Here is an 18,908-nt window from a genome sequence, read left to right on the forward strand (position 1 = left end):
AGGACAGGACGCGGGCACCGGGCCGGCGCGGCGGGAAGGTGGGGATCGAGATGGCGGAGCTTCGGGCGTTGCTGACGGGTCGCGGACTCGTGGAGTCACCGCGTTGGCACGACGGTCGGTTGTACGTGTCCGACTGGTCGAGCGGCGAGGTCGTCAGCGTGGACCTGACGGGCCGCAGCGAGGTGTTCGCGCGCGTCGACTCACTGCCACTCTGCACCAGCTGGCACCCGGACGGCCGGCTGCTGATCGTCTCGTCGCGAGACGGAGCGTTGCTGCGCCGCGAGGCGGACGGGACCCTGTCGACGTACGCCGACCTGGGCCGGCCGGGCTGGAACGACATCGTGGTGGACGGTCGCGGCAACGCGTACGTCAACGGCGCGGGCTTCGACCCGATGACAGGCCAGACGTTCGGGACCGGGTCCGTCCACCTCGTCGAGGCAGACGGCTCCGTGCGACAGGTGGCGGACGACATCGCGTTCCCCAACGGGATGGCGGTGACGGCCGACAACGCGACCCTGGTCGTCGCGGACTCGTACCGGCACGAGCTGGTGGCCTTCACGATCGGCGACGACGGCGGCTTGTCCGACCGTCGGGTGTGGGCCGACCTGGTCGACGGCACCCCGGACGGGATCTGCGTCGATGCAGAGGGCGCTGCGTGGTACGCCGACGTCCCGGCCCAGAGATGCGTCCGCGTCGCCGAGGGCGGCAGCGTCCTCCAGGTCGTCGAGCTGGACCGTGGCGGGTTCGCGTGCGTGTTGGGCGGCCTCGACGGCCGGACGCTGTTCATCGCCGCGGCCCGGTGGCGGGGCATGACCCAGGTGCCGCCGGTCGCACCGGGCAGCGGTCAGCTGCTCGCGATCGAGGTGGACGTACCCGGAGCCGGCTGGCCCTGAGCCGGGCTCACGCGTGCTCCTTGCGCCAGGCCGCGGCCCGGTCGAGGAAGATCGCGTTGACCGCGGAGCTGCCGACGCTGACGCGTACGCCGTCGCCGGCGAACGGCCGCACGGAGACCGGGTCGCACCACGCGGCGAAGTCCATCGCGTCGTCACCGAGTGGCAGCCACACGAAGTTGGCCTGGGTGTCGGGCAGCTCCCACCCCCGGTCGCGCAGCGCTGCGACCATCGCGTCGCGCTCCTGCACGATCGCCTCGACGCGCTCGGCGAGCTCGGCCTCCGCGTCGAGCGACGCCACGGCGGCGGCCTGCGAGAGGTCGGTGATCGCGAACGGCGGCGTGGCCTTGCGGATCGCCTCGGCGACCTGCGGCCTGGCGATCGCGTAGCCGACCCGGAGACCCGCCAGCCCGTACGCCTTGGAGAACGTGCGAAGCACGACGACGTTGTCGTGGGCGGCCAGCGCGGCCAAGCCGTCGGCAGCGTCGGCGTCGCGGACGAACTCGACGTACGCCTCGTCGACCACCACGAGCACGCGCTCCGGAACGGCGGCGAGGAAGCGGTCGAGCTCCGCGGCCCCGACGACCGGACCGGTGGGGTTGTTGGGGGTGCAGACGAGCACGACGCGGGTGCGGTCCGTGACGGCGGCCGCCATGGCCTCGAGGTCGTGCGTCGCATCCGCCCGAAGGGGCACGCGGACGGTCGTCGCGCCGGTGAGGTCGGCGGCGATCGGATAGGCCTCGAACGACCGCCAGGCGTAAATGACTTCGTCGCCGGCCTCGAGGTGCGCGTTGAGCAGGGCATAGAGGACGGCGACCGACCCGGTGCTCGCGGCGAAATGGTCCGGCGAGAGACCGAACTTCGCCGAGAGCGCGTCGTACAGCGCGGTCGTGCCGGCATCGGGATAGCGGTTGATCCGGCCGAGCTCGACCGCTGCGCGCTCCATGACGCCGGGCAGCGGGTCGTACGGGTTCTCGTTGCTCGACAGCTTGTGGTCCTCGCTGGCGGCGGCCTTGCCCGGCCGGTAGACCGGGATGTCGTCCAGCGCGCTGCGGGCCTTTGGCGTCGTCATGCCCTTGAGCGTAATACCTGACCGTTCGGTCAGCCGAGCTGCTCCCGGAGCGCCGGCAGGAGGTCCGAGCGGGCCGCGTCGAGGAACGTCCGCTGCTGGTCGCCGCCGATCTGCACCAGTGCGACGTCGGTGAAACCGGCGTCGACGAACGGCTTCACCGCCTTGACGATCGCGCCGACGTCGTCACCGCACGGGATCTGCTCGGCGACGTCCTCAGGGCGTACGAACTGGGAGGCCGCGGCAAAGGCCGACGGCCCGGGCAGCTCGGCGTTGACCTTCCAGCCGCCGGCGAACCAGCGGAACTGCTCGTGCGCCCGGGTCCGCGCAGCGTCGGCGTCGCTGTCCCAGCTGATCGGCAGCTGGCCGACCTTGCGCGCCGGCGAGCTGGCCCGCGTCTTCGCGTCGAACGCTGGACCCAGCTCGGGGTCGGGCTCGACCGCGATCATGACGTCGGCCCGTGGCGCGCCGACCTCGATCGACTGGTCGCCGCTGACCGCGACGCCGATTGGCACGCGCGACTCGGGCAGGTCCCACAGCTTCGCCGAGTCGACCCGGTAGTGCTCGCCCACGTGGTTGACGTAGCCGCCGTCGAACAACGCGTTGATGACGTCGAGGGCCTCGGTGAAGCGCTCGTGCCGCACGTTGGCCGGTGGCCAGCCGGCGCCGACGACATGCTCGTTGAGGTTCTCGCCCGCGCCGAGACCCAGCGTGAAACGGCCGTCGCTGAGCAGGCCGACCGTCGCGGCCTGCTGCGCGATGACCGCAGGGTGGTAGCGGGCGATGGGACACGTCACGTACGTCATGAGCTCGAGCGACTCGGTGGCCTGCGCCACGGCGCCGAGCGTGGGCCAGGCGTTGGGGCTGTGACCCTGCTCGTCGAGCCAGGGATTGAAGTGGTCGCTCATCACGGCAAGCTCTAAGCCCACGTCCTCGGCGGCGACGGCATCGCGTACGAGCGAGCGGGGGTCGGACTGTTCGCACATCAAGGTGTAGCCGAATCTGGTCATGCGGGTCCCGTACCCAGCGCCCGGGAGTGAACACGTCCGACGCCGCTGACATGATCGAGCGTGTGACCACCCGCAACGCCCGACTCGGCTACGTCCTGGTCATCACCGCCGCCGTGCTGTTCGGCATCAACGGCGGCCTGTCGCGGGTGGCGATGGGTTCCGGGCTCAGCCCCGAGTCGTTCACGACCGTTCGCGTCACCGGAGCGACGCTGGTGTTCATCGCGTACGCCGCGTGCTTCCGCCGGTCCGCGCTGCGCCGGCCCAAGGGCACCGCGATGCTGCTGGTGATCGCGCTCGGCCTCGTCGGCGTCGCAGCGCTCCAGCTGACCTACAACGTCGCGATCGACCGGCTGCCCCTCGGCATCGCGCTGCTGATCGAGTACCTCGCACCGGTGCTCGTCGTGCTCTGGGTGCGGTTCGTACGCAAGGAGCCGGTGCGCGGCCGGATGTGGCTCGCGGTCGGCCTCGCCGTCGTCGGCCTCGCGATCGTCAGCCGGGTGTGGAACGGCCTGACGTTCGACGGGCTCGGCGTGGTCATGGCGCTGCTCGCGGCGGTCAGCTTCGCCACCTACTTCCTGCTCGGCGAGCACAACGTCGGGCTCGACGACCCGCTGCGCGTCATCCTGTGGGCCTTCGTCGTGGCGACCGTCGTGATGAACCTGGTCGAGCCGCTGTGGAACATGCCGGAGCTGGAGGGATCCACCTCGATGCTGGGCCGGCTCGACGGCCACTCCGCCAACCCGTGGCTCGTCATCGCGGTCATCGTCGTGCTGGGCACCGTCGTCCCGTTCTTCCTCGAGATGCTCGCCCTGCGCCACCTCCCGGCGACGATCGTCACGGTGATCGCCATGCTCGAGCCGGTGCTCGCCAACGTCCTCGGCTGGGCGTGGTTCCGCGAGTCGCTGACGCCGGTCCAGGCCCTCGGCGCGGTCGCGGTGCTCGCGGGCATCGTCCTGGCGCAGACCTCGCGAAGGGTGGAAACGGTCCTCCCGCAGCCGTAGGGTGTAGCCACTCGCGGGACGGTGACGACCTGTCCGTCCGGGACAGGGGGACTGCACGGTGCGACCTGGAGGTCTGGCGTACGCCCGCGCACGGGCGCAACCGGGTCTCCTCCTCGCCCTCGCCGGCATCGTCGCCGCGGCCACATTCTCGATCATCGGCCTCGACGCGCTGCATCGTACGGCCGACCGCGACGCCGAGGAGGACGCGCTGCGGGCGGGACCGGCCACCTCGGCGGCCCTGCGGCTCGAGGTGTCGGCGGACCGCGCAGCCGACCTCGGCCGACTGCTGACCTCCACCCGGTTCGAGATCGTCCGGAGCGCGTCCACCGAGGGGTTCCAGGCCCGCCATGACGGCTCGGCGGTGACGGTCACCGCCCGGGCAGACAACGGACTGCGTGGCCGCTCGACCCTGGTCGACGGCAGCTGGCCGACGGCCGCCTCCGGTGCGGAGATCCACGCCGCCCTCCAGGACCGCGCCGCGGCGGCACTCGGTGTCCGCGTCGGCGACCGGCTCCGCGCCGGGATCGGCGACGGACGGGTCGTGATCGTCGTCGACGGGACGTGGCGACCCAAGGATCCGGGCGCCGCTGCGTGGTTCGGTGACCCGGCCGCGGCGTCCGGTCGCGGACCGGACGGCGCAGGGCCCCTCGTCGTCTCGCGACGCGATCTCGGCCGCCTGCCCGCCCTGGCGACCGAGTCGTACGTGCTGACGCCTCGCACCGCCGGCGACGTGTCGCAGACCCGGCAGGAGCTTCGCGACCTGGTCAGCTCCGTCGACGACAGCGACGTGTCCGCGACCGTGACGGGCGGCCTCCCCCAACGCCTCGCGGACCTCGAGGCCACCCAGGCGGCGGCCGACGGCCTGCTCGCGGTCGCCTATGCGCTGCTCGCCGTGGCCGCCCTCGTGGCGTGCCGACAGGTCGTGGCTCTCCTGATAGAGGCACGACGCACCGAGACGGGCCTGCTGCGGTCGCGCGGCGGCAGCATGCCCGCCTTGGTGGGCGCCGCGGCAGCCGAGTCGGCCGTCGCCGCGGTGACCGGTGCGGCGATCGGGGCCGGCGGCGCCGTCGCGGTGTTCACGAGCCTCGACCGCGCCCCTGGCACGAGCCGCGCCGTGCTCGTCGCGGTGGCCTGCTTGGTCGTCACTGTCGTGCTCACTGCGGTCGCGACCACGTCCTCGGTCCGGCAGTCGGGGCAGCGCGAGGGGTCGCGGGACCAGCCGGGCGCCCGCCGAGCCCTCCTGATCCTGGTGCTGGCCGCCGCGGCACTCTCCGTCGGCCAGTTCATCTCGTACGGCGGCCCGCTCAGCGTCGACGCGGGCGGCGCCACCAACGTCGACCCGATCACGTCGCTCGCGCCGGCGGCGGCCCTGGCCACCGCCACGCTGCTCGGCATGGCGGCCGTGCGTCCGGTCCTCCAACGAATCGAGCGCCGGGCCGCAGCGCGTACGGGCATCAGCCCGGCGCTCCCCGCGCGCCAGCTCGCCCGACGCCTCTCGACGTTCGGGGTCACGATCGCGCTGACGTCGCTGGCACTCGGGTTCGCGATCCTGGTCGCGACGCTCGACGGCACCCAGACGTCGCTCGACGCCACGTCGGCCCGCGTGCGCAGCGGCGCCGACATGCGACTCGACCTCACGGTCGTCCCGGCGGCCGACGTCGGCGTCGAGGCGTCGACGGCTCCGCTCGTGCGGCTCGGCGACGGGGCGGCCGTCGTCGTCGCCGTGCCGGGACGGGTCGACCAGGACCAGGACGAGGTGTCGTTCCTCGCAGCCGGCCCCACGATCACGAGGGTCGCGCACGGACCACGGGTCGGCGACGACACCGCCCGCGTCGTCTCTGCGCTGGACGCCGGACGCCGCGGGGTGCCGATCAAGCCCGGCACGACCGACGTCACGATCACGGTGACCGGTGCCCCGATCACGGGCGACGTGAAGACCACGGCCTGGCTCGTCGACGGCGCGGGACAGCTCGCCGTACGCCCGATCGGACGGATCACCGGTCCCGGGCCGGACCCCGTCCACCGTTCCGTCACGGTCCCCGACGGGGACTGGCGGCTCCTGGCTGTCCACGCCGACGCGACCGGCGTCGACGGGGATGCCACGATCAGCGTCCGCGGGCTTCCCGGGGCGGCGCGCCACGACATCGAGCTCGTCAACGACAAGAGCAGCGGCAGCAAGGTCGTCGGCGGCCGGCCCAAACGGCTGCCGGTCGTCATCACGTCGGAGACCGCCGAGCTGCTGCAGGCCGGGCGAGGCGACACGTTCGACCTGCTGCTGCCCGACTCAGGCTTCAAGGGCGTCGCCAAGGTCGCGGCCGTCGTCGACACGATCCCCGGAGTGACCGCGGCACGCGGCATCGCCGCCGACCTGCCGACCCTCGTGTCGTACGCCCTCGGCGCCGGTGCCGCCGTCCCGGCGCCCGACTCGGTGTGGATCACCACCGCGCATCCCGATCGCGTGGCCCGCGCCGCCACCGCGACCAGCGTCGTACCCGCGGCCGCGACGCGGGGGACGCCGGCCGCCGGCGCCCGTCTCGTCTCGGCCGCGCTCGACACCTGGTGGTGGGCGGCCGGCTCGGTGGTGGTCTTCGCGGCGCTCGCCACCGCGGCCATGACGACGAGCCTCGGCCGCAGGCGCCGCGACGAGCTGCGGGTGCTCCGCGCCCTCGGCGTCACCCCGCAGGGCCAGGGTCGCATCCGGACGGCGGAGCTCGCCGGCGCCGTCGCCACCGCCGGGGTCGTCGGCCTGCTGGCCGGCGCGGTCGCGGTCCTCCTGACGGTCGCCGATCTCGCCCGCAGCGCCACCCCGGACCGCGCCTCTTCGGTCGACCCGGCACTCTCGCTCGCGCTGCCGGGCCTCGCGGCACTCGTGGCCGCCCTCGCCGCGGCCGTGGCCGCCGTCGCCGCACGTCAGGCACGGCGCATCCGCCACGACGCGGCGCACACCGGACGGGAGGGCGCATGACGACCCTTCGCCTGTTCCGTACCCACCTCGCGCACCACGCGCGGGCCCTCTCGGTCCTCGCCACGATCGTCCTGGTGATGTCGACGCTCACCGCGTTGATGCCGCGGGCGACCAACCACCTGCTGACGGACGCCCTGCGACACCAGGTCGACGGCCTGGCCGTCGTCCAGCGGGACCTGTCCGCGAAGGAGCAGGGCACCCCGTCGCCGACCGCCGCCGACGACCCGGCCGGCAACGACCTCCCAAGCGCGTCGGACCCGGTCTGGGGCGGGCTCGACGACACGATGCGCGAGATCCGCTCCAAGATGCCACCGCTCATGAGGTCCACGTTCGGACCCGGGCGGTTCGCCATGACCTTGCCGACCGCGCCGGCATCGCCCGTCGACCCGGCCGTACGCACCAAGGCCAACACGGTGCTCAGCATCGGCTTCGACCCCTATCTCGCCGACGACGTCCGGATCACCAAGGGTCACGCGCCCGCGGAGGTCACCGCGGACCAGCCCGCTGCGGGCCATCCGGTCGACGTCGTGCTGTCCGAGGCCGCAGCTGCGGCGATGCACTGGCCGGTCGGCCAGGTGCGGGTGAGCCGGGGCAGCGGTGCACCGCCGATCGACATCAGGCTCTCGGGCACGTACGCACCCAAGGACCGCACCGATGCCATCTGGGCGCAGGTCTCCGGCACCTTGGTCCCCTCCGTCGTCGAGCCCGATGGCGGCAAGCCCATCGTGACGGCCGTCGGCTGGGCCGAACCCGGCTCGCTGCCCGAGCTCGTCTCGCTGAGCTCCAACGCCGTCCTGAGCGCGTGGTTCCCGCTCGACTCCTCCGCCCTGACGGCAGGCAACGCGCAGGCGTACGCGCTCCAGGTTCGTGAGTTCATCCGGCAGGCCTACCTGCTGCCCGGGGACGGCTACCTCGACGACGCCGAGGGCGAGCCGACGATCGTGGGCGCCACCGAGCTGGCCTTCAACTCCGACGTCCCCAGCGCGATCGACGAGGCCGACGCCGCCGACACGTCCGCCCTCGCGATGATCGCCCTGTTCGCATCCGGGCCGCTGGGCGTCGCCGCCGTCGTGCTGACACTGGCCGCCGGGCTCGTCCTGCGGCAGCAGCGCCGGCCCCTGGCTCTCATCGCGGCTCGTGGCATGTCGGCCACACAGCTGCGGGCACTGGTCGGCGTCGAGGGTCTCGTGTCAGGCGTGCCTGCGGCCGTCGTCGGCGCAGTCGTCGGCGCGGTGATCCTCCCGCATGACGGCAGCGCCGCCGCATGCTGGTGGCCCGCCCTCGTCGGGGTGGCACCCGCACTCCTGATGGCAGGCAGCTCGCCCGTCTCCGCCCGGTCCGAACGCGCGGACCTGTCGTCAGGCGGTGCCGGCTCACAGCAGTGGATCCTCGACGTGTTGGTCCTCCTCGGCGCCGCGGCCGCGATCGTCGCGCTGCGCCAGCGGGGCCTGGCCACCCCTGACGGCGGCGTCGACCCGTTGCTCGCCGCCGCGCCCCTGCTGCTCAGCCTCGCGGCCTGCCTCCTCGTCATGCGGGCCTACCCCTGGGTGCTCAACCGCGTCCTGGCCCGCGCCGCGCGATGGCGGGGACCGACGGCACTGATCGGCACGGCCCGTGCCCTGCGCGACCCGGCCGCCGGGCTCGCCGCCGCCCTCGCCCTGGTCACCAGCGTCGGCATCGCGGTGTTCTCCGCCGTCTCCACAACGACGTTGCAGCACGGCCTCGAGGACGCCTCCAAGACTGCCGTCGGCGGCGACGTGGTCGTGCGCGGCCAACCGCTCAACCCCCGGATCCAGGCGACGCTGGCCGAACGTGCGGACGTACGCGCGGTGGCCGGGATCACCGAGCAACCCGGCGTGCCGTTGTTCGCCGACGACAAACCGGTCTTCTCGCGCGTGCTGTTCGTCGACGTCGCCGCGCTGCGCAAGGTCCAGAAGCACGTGCCGGGCCGCCTCGAGCTGCCGCCCTCGCTCGAACGAACCACGGGCGACCGCGCCTCGGTCCTGGTCTCCCAGGGCTTCAACAAGGCCCGGTCGAAGCTGAGGGTCGGCGACACCCAGGTCGATGTGGTGGGCACATCACCCGTGCCGTCGCCGCTCAGCACGTTGTCGACCTGGGTCCTCATGGATCGCTCGGTGGCCGAGCACTTCGGCCTCGACCCCGGCCCGCCGACCAGGCTCTTGGTCAGCACGACCGGTTCGGCCGCAGCGGTACGCGACGCGGTCCGCGCGCTCCCGGGTGACGCCGAGGCCGAGACGCCGGCCGACGTCGCCAACCGGATCGAGTACTCGCCGCTGGTGCCGGGCGTACGCCACGCCGCACAGATCGCCCTCGCCGCGCTGCTCATCATGTGCCTGGCGGTCATCGCACTGACCCTCGTACGCGGTGAGGCCAGCCGGTCGCGGCAGACCGCGCTGCTCGACGCGATGGGCGAGCCCCGGCGGCGCTCGCGTTGGCTCGTCGCCTGGGAGGTCGGGCCGCTCGCGCTCCTCGCAGTCACCTCCGGCGTGCTGTTCGGACTGCTGCTCCCCAAGGTCGTACTCGGCGCCATCGACCTGCGGGCGTTCACGACCGCCACCGTGCAGCCGACGATCCACATCGACCCGGTGGCGACACTCCTGATCGCGGCCGGCGTGCTCGCTGCCGTCGCGGTCGGCACGTTCCTGGCCGCCACGGCCACCCGACGGCAGGAGCTGTCCAGGCTCCTGCGGATGACGGAGGATTGACGAGATGACACTCACCGAGACCGCAGCCGACATCAGGTGCAACGACCTGGTGCGCATCTTCACGGCCGTCGGCGTCGAGGTGCAGGCCCTCCAGGGCCTCAACCTCACCGTCGAGGCCGGCTCGATGGTCGCCCTCGTCGGCGCCTCCGGCTCCGGCAAGTCGACGCTGCTGACGATCCTCTCGGGTCTCGACACCCCGACCGCCGGGCTGGCGCACGTCGCGGGCCACGACCTGCTGACGATGGACCGCCAGGAACGCATCGAGTTCCGCCGACGCAGCGTCGGGTTCGTCTGGCAGCAGACCGCCCGCAACCTGCTCCCCTACCTGACGGCGGTCGACAACGTCGAGCTGGCGATGACGATCGGCCGCAGCCACCCCCGCCGCGATCGACCGCGACGGGCGCTCGAGCTGCTCGACCTGTTGGGCGTCGCCGACGTCGCGCACCAGCTCCCCGCCGAGCTCTCGGGCGGCCAGCAGCAACGCGTCGCGATCGCCGTCGCGATCGCCAACTCGCCGCGGGTCCTCCTCGCCGACGAACCGACGGGCGAGCTCGACGACGCCGCGAGCGCGGACGTGCTCGAGGCGATGCAACGCGTCAACAGCGAGCACCGGACGACGGTCCTCATCGTGACGCACGACGCCACCGTGTCGAGCCACGTGCAACGCACGGTCCAGATCCGTGACGGCCGCACGGCGACCGAGACCCTCCGGCGTACGCGGGTCGACCAGCACGGCCAGGAGCACAGCATCGCCGAGGAGTTCGCGGTGCTCGACCGGGTCGGCCGGCTGCAGCTGCCCGACGACTTCACCTCGCGGCTCAACATGCGCGACCGCGTACGCCTCGCCCTCGAGACCGACCACGTCGGCGTGTGGCCCGACGCGCGGCACGACGACGAGGAGTCCTCATGAGCGGGCGGAGCGAGCGAAACGACAGGCACGTCATGCCGCTGCCTGCCTATCGTGGGCTTTTCAGGGAGGCTGCGGCATGACCCCCGTGCTGCAGGCCGACGGACTGACCCGCAGGTTCAGCACGCCCGCGGGTGACGTGACCGCGTGCGAGGACATCTCGCTGCAGCTCGAGCCCGGCAGGCTGCTGGTCGTACGCGGGCCGTCCGGCTCCGGCAAGACGACACTGCTCAACCTGCTCGGCGCGCTGGACCGGCCGACCTCGGGCTCCGTCAGCATCGACGGGCACGACCTCGGCTCGCTCGACGAGGACGATCTCGCCGGGCTCCGGCAACGCTCGATCGGCTTCGTGTTCCAGTCGTTCGGCCTGCTCCCCGTGCTCACGGCGGCCGAGAACGTCGAGGTGCCCTTGCGCATCCACCGGATGGCGCCGGCAGAGCGGGACGCCAGGGTCCTGGAGCTGCTGGACATGGTCGGGCTGGCCCAGCACGGCGCGCAACGGCCCGACGAGCTGTCGGGCGGTCAGCAACAGCGCGTCGGCATCGCACGGGCGCTGGCCGTCACCCCGCAGGTCCTGCTGGCGGACGAGCCGACGGGGCAGCTCGACAGCCGCACGGCCGGCGGTGTCATGGACCTGATCGTCGGCCTGGTGCACCAGTCGGGCGTCGCCGCTGTCGTCGCGACCCACGACCCGCTCCTCGTCGAGCGCGCGGACGCCGTGCTCACGCTGCACGACGGACGCGTCGTCGAGAGCTCCTGAGGGCAACAGTGCAACAATCGGGCATGCCCAGATTTGTCACTGCTTGGATCCTCAGCGGCCTGGCCCTCGCGGCAGCCGCAGGCCTGCTCGGCGACCACATGAACATCGGCGTCGCGGGCGACTCGACCGGCGAGCGCGTCGTGGCGATCGCCCTCGTGGCCCTGGTCTTCACGGCGATCAACGCGTTCGTGGCACCGGTCATCAAGACGCTGTCGCTGCCGTTCATCATCGTCACGCTGGGCTTCGCGCTGCTCGTCATCAACGCGCTGCTACTCCTGCTGACCGAGTGGGTCACCGACAAGTTCGGCGTCGAGTTCCACGTCGACGGCTTCTGGTGGGCGGTGCTCGGGTCGATCGTCATCTCGATCGTCAACGCGGTGCTCGGCGGCTTCACCAACAAGAACCACACCGGCACCGCCCGGTGACCTACCGCGTCGCCCTGGTCTGCCTCGGCAACATCTGCCGCTCGCCGATGGCGCACGTCGTCCTCGAACGGCGGCTGGCTGAGGCAGGACTCGACGACCGCGTCGAGGTCGCCTCGTCGGGCACGGGCGACTGGCACGTCGGGCACCCGATGGATCCGCGGGCAGCGGCCACGCTCGCGGCAGCCGGCTACGACCCGACGAGGCACCGCGCCCGTACGTTCTCGCCCGACTGGTACGCCGAGAACGACCTGCTCCTCACGATGGACGCGAGCAACTACGCCGACGTCGTCGACCACGCGCCGACCGTCGGACAGGTCGACCAGGTCCGTATGTTCCGCGAGTTCGACCCCGACGCGTCGGAGGACGACCTCGACGTGCCGGACCCCTACTACGGCGGCGACGACGGATTCGCCGACGTGCTCGCGATGATCGAGCGTACGACCGACGAGCTCGTCGCGCGCCTGCCTGACCTGATGGACCGCTGAACGTACGGTCCTCCACGGGGTAACGTCGTCGTCATGGCACGCATGGCAGGAACCGCCGCCCGGGCGGAGGCACTCCTCGGCCTCGGTGTCGTCTCCACCACCCCCGTCGCCGGCGGTGACATCTGCACGTCGACCCGGCTCCGGCTGACCGACGGCCGCGGCGCCATCATCAAGACCCGCCCACACCCACCCGAGGGGTTCTTCGAGCGCGAGGCCGAAGGGCTTCGCTGGCTCGCCGAGGCCGACGGTGCCCGCGTGCCCCACGTCCTCGCGGTCGCCGACGACTGCCTCGTCCTCGACTGGATCGAGCCCGGCAAGCCCACGACCGATGTCGCCGAGCGGTTCGGCCGCGCCCTCGCGGCGACCCACCAGGCCGGCGCCGACGCGTTCGGCGGCGACAAGGACGGGTTCGTCGGCCTCGCCCCGCTGCCCAACCGGCCGTTGCCCATCTGGCCGGAGTTCTTCGCGTCGCGACGGGTCATGCCCTACGTACGCGCGGCCGTCGACCGGCAGGCGCTGACGACCGACGAGGCCGCCACGATCGAGGCCGCGATGCGCCGCATCCACGACTTCGCCGGGCCCGACGAGCCACCGGCCCGCATCCACGGCGACCTGTGGTCGGGCAACATCGTCTGGGGCTCCGACGGCAACGTCTGGCTCATCGACCCCGCGGCTCACGGCGGCCACCGCGAGACCGACCTGGCGATGCTGGCCCTGTTCGGCATCCCGCACCTGCAGCGCGTGATCGACGCCTACGACGAGGCGACGCCGTTGGCCGACGGCTGGCGCGATCGCGTCGGGCTGCACCAGCTGCACCCGCTGCTGGTGCACGCGACGCTGTTCGGTGGCACCTACGGCGCGCGAGCGGCGAGTGCGGCGCAGTCGCTCCTCGACTCGTAGTTCAGCCAAGTCTCAGGGATCCGAGGCACACTGATGGCCATGCGCATCCTTGTCGTCGACGATGACCGTGCTGTGCGCGACTCACTGCGACGGTCCCTCGAGTTCAACGGCTATTCGGTCGACCTCGCCTCCGACGGCGCCGAGGCGTTGGCCCGTGTCCCACAGATCAACCCCGACGCGATCATCATGGACGTCATGATGCCGCGGCTCGACGGGCTCGAGGCCACGCGCGCGCTTCGCGGGGCCGGCAACGACGTGCCGATCCTCGTCCTCACGGCGCGCGACGCCGTGTCGGACCGCGTTGACGGCCTCGACGCCGGCGCCGACGACTACCTCACCAAGCCGTTCGCCCTCGAGGAGCTCCTCGCCCGCGTACGTTCGCTGCTGCGGCGGTCCAGCCGCGCCGCGGCGGTCGAGCCCGACGAGGCGCCGTTGGTGTTCGCCGACCTGTCGCTCGACCCGGTGACCCGCGAGGTCAAGCGTGGCGAGCGTTCGCTGTCCCTCACGCGCACCGAGTTCGCGCTCCTCGAGCTGTTCCTGCAGCGACCCAAGCGCGTGCTCGAGCGCTCGTTCATCCTCGAGGAGGTCTGGGGCTTCGACTTCCCGACGACCGCCAACTCCCTCGAGGTCTACGTCGGCTACGTCCGGCGCAAGCTCGAGGCCGAGGGCGAGGACCGGCTGCTCCACACCGTGCGGGGCGTCGGGTACGTCCTGCGCGAGACACCTCCGTGATCGACCTCCTGCACCGCTCGCTGCAGCCGTTCACCCGGCGGATGTCGCTGGCGCTGCGGGTCGCGGTGCTCACGACGATGGCCGTCGCGCTGACCCTCGGTGCGGTCAGCGCGATCGTGTTCGTCGTCGTACGCGCGGAGTTCGAGCGGTCGCTCGACGAGTCGATGCTGCGGCGCGCCCATGCGGCGGTCGACGCCGACCTGGCTGAGTTCGACGTCTTCCAGCGGATCGATCCCCGGCTGCAATCCATCGCCGACGTGCAGATCTTCGTCGTCAGCGGTGGCGAGCTGTTCTCTCCCACGGCACCCGTGAACGCGCGGACCTTGCCGTTCAAGAGCTACCACGAGGTCGACGTCTCGCTCGGCCAGGAGTCGCAGTCCATGCGAACGGTACGCGTCCAAGGCACGCCCTACCGGGTCGTCGCGGTGCAGGCGGGCGGCGGCCAGGCGCTCGTCATGGCCCAGTCCATGGAGTCGATCGACTTCGCGCTCAAGCGGCTCAAGGTCATCCTGCTGCTGTGCAGCGCCGCGGGCGTGGCGTTCGCCGGCATGGCCGGCTGGGCCGTGGCCGCCAACGGCCTGCGCCCGGTCAGACGCCTGACCGCCGCGACCGAGCGCGTCGCGCGTACGTCCGAGCTCACCCCCATCGAGGTGACCGGCCACGACGAGCTGGCGCGGCTGACGACGTCGTTCAACGCGATGCTCCAGGCGCTCGACGCCTCGCAGACCCGCCAGCGGCAGCTCGTCGCCGACGCCGGTCACGAGCTGCGGACGCCGTTGACGAGCCTCCGCACCAACATCGAGCTCATCGGGCAGGCCGCCGACAACGCGGACCGTTCGCTGAGTGAGGACCAGCGCCACGAGATCATGGGCGACGTGCGGTCGCAGCTCGAGGAGCTCACGACGCTGGTCGGCGACCTCGTCGAGCTCGCCCGCGACGAGCCGATGACCCGTGACCCGGAACCTCTCGACTTCGCCGACGTCATCACTCAGGCGGTCGACCGCGTACGCCTGCGGGCCCACGACATGACGTTCGACGTCGACCTCGAGTCGTGGATGGTGTTCGGCGAGCCGCAGCTCCTCGAGCGCGCCGTCACCAACCTGCTCGACAACGCGGCCAAGTGGAGCCCGCCGGACGGCACGGTCCACGTACGCCTGGCCGAGGGCACGTTGACCGTCGCCGACGAGGGACCGGGCATCGACCCGGCCGACCTGCCGCACATCTTCGACCGGTTCTACCGCTCGAGCGAGGCGCGTACGCTCCCCGGCTCGGGGCTCGGCCTGTCGATCGTCAAGCGGGCCGCCGAGCGTCATGGCGGGACCGTCGACGTCGAGTCGGCCCCCGGCGGAGGCACCACGTTCACGCTCACGGTGCCCAGTTCTGACCAGCCCTGACCTGCGGGTTTCTTCGATCGCTCACACGCCGCTCTTAGATCCGTCTCAGCGATGCGCGAGAATCTACTTCCATGACCGATACGAACGACCCGTTCGCCCAGCGCCCCTACGTTCCGCCGACGGAGCGCAGCGACGCCGGTGAGGCAACGCCCGCTTCCCCCGAGCCCCCAACGGCCGACGCGAACCCGCCGGAGCAGACGCCGCCCGCGCCCGAGGCACCCACGGTCGAGACCCCGGCCGCCGAGTCCGGACCCGACGCCGGCGCGGACGCCGAACCGACGATCCCGGTCGCTCCTGTGCCTCCCGCCGCGCCCGAGCCGCCCACGGTCGAGCAGCCCGCCGCCATGACGTCCGACCCGCCGGCAGCCGCTCCTGCGCCGCCCGCCGAGTCCTACACCCACCGCTACGCGGACGCTGCACCGTCGCAACCGTCACCCGAGGTGACCCAGACCGACCCGTTCCCGCCGTTCGCCGCACCCGCCGCCTTCCCGGCCGACGGCGGCGGCAACGACCAGCCGCCGGTCAAGAAGAAGCGCCGCGGTCGCACCCTGGTCGGTGCTGTGGCGCTCCTGCTGCTGGCCGGTGGCGCAGGCTTCGGAGGCGCTGCCCTGCAGGACAAGCTCTCCGACGACGACAACGGCAGCCCCGCCGTCAGCTCGCTCGACACGGGCGACAAGGCGACCAACACCAGCGTGCCTGCCGGAGCGGTCGAGCAGGTCGCCAAGAAGGTCCTGCCCTCGGTCGTCCAGATCAACGTCAAGGGATCCGACGAGTCGGGCTCCGGCACCGGCATCATCATCAGCAGCGACGGTCAGATCCTGACCAACAACCACGTCACGGCGGTCGCCGGCAAGGACGGCATCATCACGGTGGCGTTCAGCGACGGCTCCTACGCCAGGGCCAAGGTCGTCGGCGCCGACCCCAAGACCGACCTGGCGGTGATCAAGGCCGACGGCAAGTCCGGACTGACCCCGGCGACTCTCGGCAGCTCCAGCAACCTCGAGGTCGGCCAGGAGGTCGTCGCGATCGGGTCGCCGTTCGGGCTGGAGAGCACCGTGACGCAGGGCATCATCTCGGCCCTCAACCGCCCGGTGACGTCCTCGGACGGCGAGAGCTCGAGCAGCTCCAACACGTTCCCCGCGATCCAGACCGACGCAGCGATCAACCCCGGCAACTCCGGCGGCCCCCTGGTCGACATCGAGGGCAACGTCATCGGCATCAACTCGGCGATCAAGGCATCGAGCTCGGGCGAGGGCGGCTCGATCGGCCTCGGCTTCGCGATCCCGATCGACCTGGCCAAGAACGTGTCCAAGCACCTGGTCAAGGGTGAGAAGGTCGAGCACGCGCAGATCGGCGTGACCGTACGCCCGGCCGTCTCCGACGACGGCATCACCGGCACGGGCGCCGAGATCGACGACGTCACCGGCGGCGGCGCCGGTGACAAGGCGGGCCTCAAGAAGGGCGACATCATCACGGCCGTCAACGGCGACCTCGTGGCCAGCTCCGAGGCGCTCGTCGCCTCGGTCCGCGGGTTCCAGCCCGGCCAGAAGATCACGCTGACCTACACCCGCGACGGCAAGAAGAACGAGGTTGAGGTGACCCTCGGCTCCGACGGCGGCACCAGCAGCTGATCGTTCGCCGAGCCCACGAGACCGGGCGCCATCCCGTAGACCACACGCGTACGGGATGGCGCCCACCACTTTCGGCCGGATCGTTCGCGAGGATGGCCGATTTTCGCTCGTGACTGTCGGTCCCCTTCACTACCGTGGAGGAGTGAAGACCGACCGCGACCTGTCCCTGCCGGCGATGCTCGTCACGGTCGTCCTCTGGGCCTCGGCGTTCGTCGGCATCCGCGCCGTGGGCGACACGTTCTCGCCCGGCTCGCTGTCACTCGGCCGGCTCGTCGTCGGCGCCATCGCGCTGACCTTCTTCGCCCGGCCCCGCAGCACCGCGCTGCCGACCGGACGACCCCTGCTGCTCGTGGTGCTCTACGGCGTCGTGTGGTTCGGCGCCTACAACCTCGCACTCAACGCCGCCGAGCGTGATCTCGACGCCGGCACCACGGCGTTGATCGTCAACGTCGGCCCGATCTTCGCGGCGATCATCGCCGGGGTCCTCTACAAGGAGGGCTTCCCCAAGCCCTTGATGATCGGCATGGGCATCGCGTTCGGCGGGGTCGCCCTCATCGCCCTCAGCACCGACAGTAACTCGTCCACCGTCGACACCGCGAGCACGACCGGTGTCGTCCTGTGCGTCGCCGCCGCCGCGTTCTACGCCTTCGGCGCGCTGGCCCAGAAGCCGGCGCTCAAGCACATGCAACCGATCATGTCGGTGTGGCTCGGCTGCCTCGTCGGCGTCGTGGTGTGCCTGCCGTTCGCACCCGCACTCGTCGACGAGCTCAGCGGTGCGTCGCTCCACGACATCCTCTGGCTCGCCTATCTCGGCGTGTTCCCCACGGCGATCGGCTTCAGCACGTGGTCCTACGCGCTCAAGCGCATCTCGACCGGCAAGGCGGCGTCGACCACCTACCTCGTCCCGGCCGTTGCGACACTGATCTCGTGGGCGATCCTCGACGAGGTCCCGGCAGCGCTCGCGTTCGTCGGCGGCGCCCTGTGCCTCATCGGTGTCGCGATCACCCGGCTCAAGTCCACGCCCAAGGCAGCCCCGGTCGACGAGCAGGCCCCCGCCAGCTGACCTGAAGCGCGCCGGGAGTGACGTTCTTGTCCCGAATCGCCGCGCACCCCGACCGGAGCGTCACTGCCAGCAAGGGGATCAGCTGGGGCCGTATGCGCGTACAGCCTGGCGGAAGAACTCGGTCGCACGCTCCCGACGTGCCGCAGCATCCGGCACTCGATCGCGGGGAAACAGGGTCTCCCCGAGCGCGAGAGTCTCCTCGGCATACGCCAGCAGCGGAGGTGGCGCGACACCGACGCCGATCTCACGGGTCCGCGCCTTCAGGGCGACCAGCTCCGCAACCAGATCGCGCACCTCGTCGCTCGCACCGCTCTCCAAGAGCAGCGGGGTGATCTCCATGGGTGGCACGGCTGAGTCAGGGTGCGCCTCGAGCCGGCGGACCGTCGCCGCCGGACGGAGCACGTAGAACAGCTTCTTCAGCGGCATCTCACGGGCTTCTCCGTAGCGCTGCCACTGGCCGAGAGCGACGTGCACGTAGTGACGGCCCACCGCCGACCGGTCGGCGACGTCGTCGGCCAAGCTCAGGAGCTCACGCCGGAACGCGTCCTCGCCGGAGTACACGTACGGCGACCGCAACCACTCCACGACGACCGCATTGCCCTTGACCAGGAGCTGCAGTGCCTTGCGGAGATCCCAGCCGTTCACGTCGTAGACCTCGTCGAGCGGAGTCTCGATCACGTCGCGGCCCAGCCACGGCGAGAGGTAGGCGCTCTCGGACCTCACGTAGAGGAACCGGCAGTCGTAGTCGCTGTCCGGCGACGGGAATCCCCAAGCCCGGCTGCCGCTCTCGATCGCCCACGGGATCGTGACCTGCTCCTGGTCCGCCACCGTGCGGAGGCGCCGGTCGATCTCCGCCACGACGACGGGGTCGAACGAGTCGGGGATCGCACGCATGGCGCCACGCTAGCGGTCGCGGGCTGCTGCCCTCTGACCCAGACTGGAAGCATGAG

16 protein-coding genes are annotated in these 18,908 nt (G+C 71.7%); 13 read left to right on the forward strand and 3 right to left on the reverse strand.

From position 1 onward, the window contains the following. Positions 1-50 precede the first annotated feature (50 nt). Complete coding sequence (locus ASE12_RS10740; protein WP_056404743.1) at positions 51-893, forward strand: SMP-30/gluconolactonase/LRE family protein; 843 nt, start codon at positions 51-53, stop codon at positions 891-893. Positions 894-900: 7 nt separating this feature from the next. On the opposite strand, the gene ASE12_RS10745 is transcribed toward ASE12_RS10740, so the two are convergent. Both ASE12_RS10745 and ASE12_RS10750 read right to left on the reverse strand, forming a co-directional pair. Continuing rightward, positions 901-1,962 carry a histidinol-phosphate transaminase gene (locus ASE12_RS10745; RefSeq protein WP_056400204.1) on the reverse strand — a complete coding sequence of 354 codons (1,062 nt, stop codon included), beginning with the start codon at positions 1,960-1,962 and terminating at the stop codon, positions 901-903. Positions 1,963-1,991: 29 nt separating this feature from the next. Further along, positions 1,992-2,969 (reverse strand): TIGR03557 family F420-dependent LLM class oxidoreductase, encoded by a 978-nt coding sequence (locus tag ASE12_RS10750; protein ID WP_056400205.1) that lies wholly within the window; start codon positions 2,967-2,969, stop codon positions 1,992-1,994. 62 nt (positions 2,970-3,031) lie between these two features. Between ASE12_RS10750 and ASE12_RS10755 the strand changes: the two genes are divergently transcribed. From ASE12_RS10755 to ASE12_RS10810, 12 genes are all read left to right on the forward strand, one after another. After that, complete coding sequence (locus ASE12_RS10755; RefSeq protein WP_162255479.1) at positions 3,032-3,970, forward strand: DMT family transporter; 939 nt, start codon at positions 3,032-3,034, stop codon at positions 3,968-3,970. A gap of 58 nt (positions 3,971-4,028) precedes the next feature. Beyond that, complete coding sequence (locus ASE12_RS10760) at positions 4,029-6,935, forward strand: FtsX-like permease family protein (protein WP_056400207.1); 2,907 nt, start codon at positions 4,029-4,031, stop codon at positions 6,933-6,935. Beyond that, positions 6,932-9,661 carry an FtsX-like permease family protein gene (locus tag ASE12_RS10765; RefSeq protein ID WP_056400209.1) on the forward strand — a complete coding sequence of 910 codons (2,730 nt, stop codon included), beginning with the start codon at positions 6,932-6,934 and terminating at the stop codon, positions 9,659-9,661. The genes ASE12_RS10760 and ASE12_RS10765 overlap by 4 nt, the downstream gene beginning before the upstream one ends. 4 nt (positions 9,662-9,665) lie before the next feature. Then, positions 9,666-10,571, forward strand: coding sequence for an ABC transporter ATP-binding protein (locus ASE12_RS10770; RefSeq protein WP_056400212.1), 906 nt, complete (start codon positions 9,666-9,668; stop codon positions 10,569-10,571). Positions 10,572-10,647: 76 nt separating this feature from the next. Then, positions 10,648-11,328, forward strand: coding sequence for an ABC transporter ATP-binding protein (locus tag ASE12_RS10775; RefSeq protein ID WP_056400215.1), 681 nt, complete (start codon positions 10,648-10,650; stop codon positions 11,326-11,328). Positions 11,329-11,351: 23 nt separating this feature from the next. Then, the gene (locus ASE12_RS10780) at positions 11,352-11,753 is read left to right on the forward strand and encodes a phage holin family protein (RefSeq protein WP_056400218.1); all 402 of its coding nucleotides are present in this window, start codon (positions 11,352-11,354) and stop codon (positions 11,751-11,753) included. Continuing rightward, positions 11,750-12,238: a low molecular weight protein-tyrosine-phosphatase gene (locus tag ASE12_RS10785; RefSeq protein ID WP_056400222.1), complete on the forward strand. Its 489-nt coding sequence runs from the start codon at positions 11,750-11,752 to the stop codon at positions 12,236-12,238. The genes ASE12_RS10780 and ASE12_RS10785 overlap by 4 nt, the downstream gene beginning before the upstream one ends. A 33-nt stretch (positions 12,239-12,271) precedes the next feature. Beyond that, complete coding sequence (locus ASE12_RS10790) at positions 12,272-13,138, forward strand: fructosamine kinase family protein (RefSeq protein ID WP_056400223.1); 867 nt, start codon at positions 12,272-12,274, stop codon at positions 13,136-13,138. 39 nt (positions 13,139-13,177) lie between these two features. Beyond that, positions 13,178-13,870 carry a response regulator transcription factor gene (locus tag ASE12_RS10795; protein ID WP_056210745.1) on the forward strand — a complete coding sequence of 231 codons (693 nt, stop codon included), beginning with the start codon at positions 13,178-13,180 and terminating at the stop codon, positions 13,868-13,870. After that, positions 13,867-15,264, forward strand: a complete 1,398-nt coding sequence (locus ASE12_RS10800) for a HAMP domain-containing sensor histidine kinase (RefSeq protein WP_235508889.1) — start codon at positions 13,867-13,869, stop codon at positions 15,262-15,264. Before ASE12_RS10795 ends, ASE12_RS10800 begins: the two co-directional genes overlap by 4 nt. Positions 15,265-15,335: 71 nt before the next feature. Next, on the forward strand, positions 15,336-16,895 hold the full coding sequence (locus ASE12_RS10805) for a trypsin-like peptidase domain-containing protein (protein ID WP_157412897.1): 1,560 nt from the start codon (positions 15,336-15,338) through the stop codon (positions 16,893-16,895). 142 nt (positions 16,896-17,037) lie between these two features. Next, complete coding sequence (locus ASE12_RS10810) at positions 17,038-17,958, forward strand: DMT family transporter (protein ID WP_235508890.1); 921 nt, start codon at positions 17,038-17,040, stop codon at positions 17,956-17,958. Between the two features lie 78 nt (positions 17,959-18,036). Here the strand turns inward: ASE12_RS10810 and ASE12_RS10815 are convergent, their stop codons facing one another. Then, entirely contained in the window at positions 18,037-18,852 is an 816-nt protein-coding gene (locus tag ASE12_RS10815; protein ID WP_056400224.1) for a nucleotidyltransferase domain-containing protein, read from the reverse strand. Positions 18,853-18,908 lie beyond the last annotated feature (56 nt).

The sequence above is a fragment of the Aeromicrobium sp. Root236 genome (assembly GCF_001428805.1).
In the GTDB taxonomy this organism is placed as follows: Bacteria; Actinomycetota; Actinomycetes; order Propionibacteriales; family Nocardioidaceae; genus Aeromicrobium.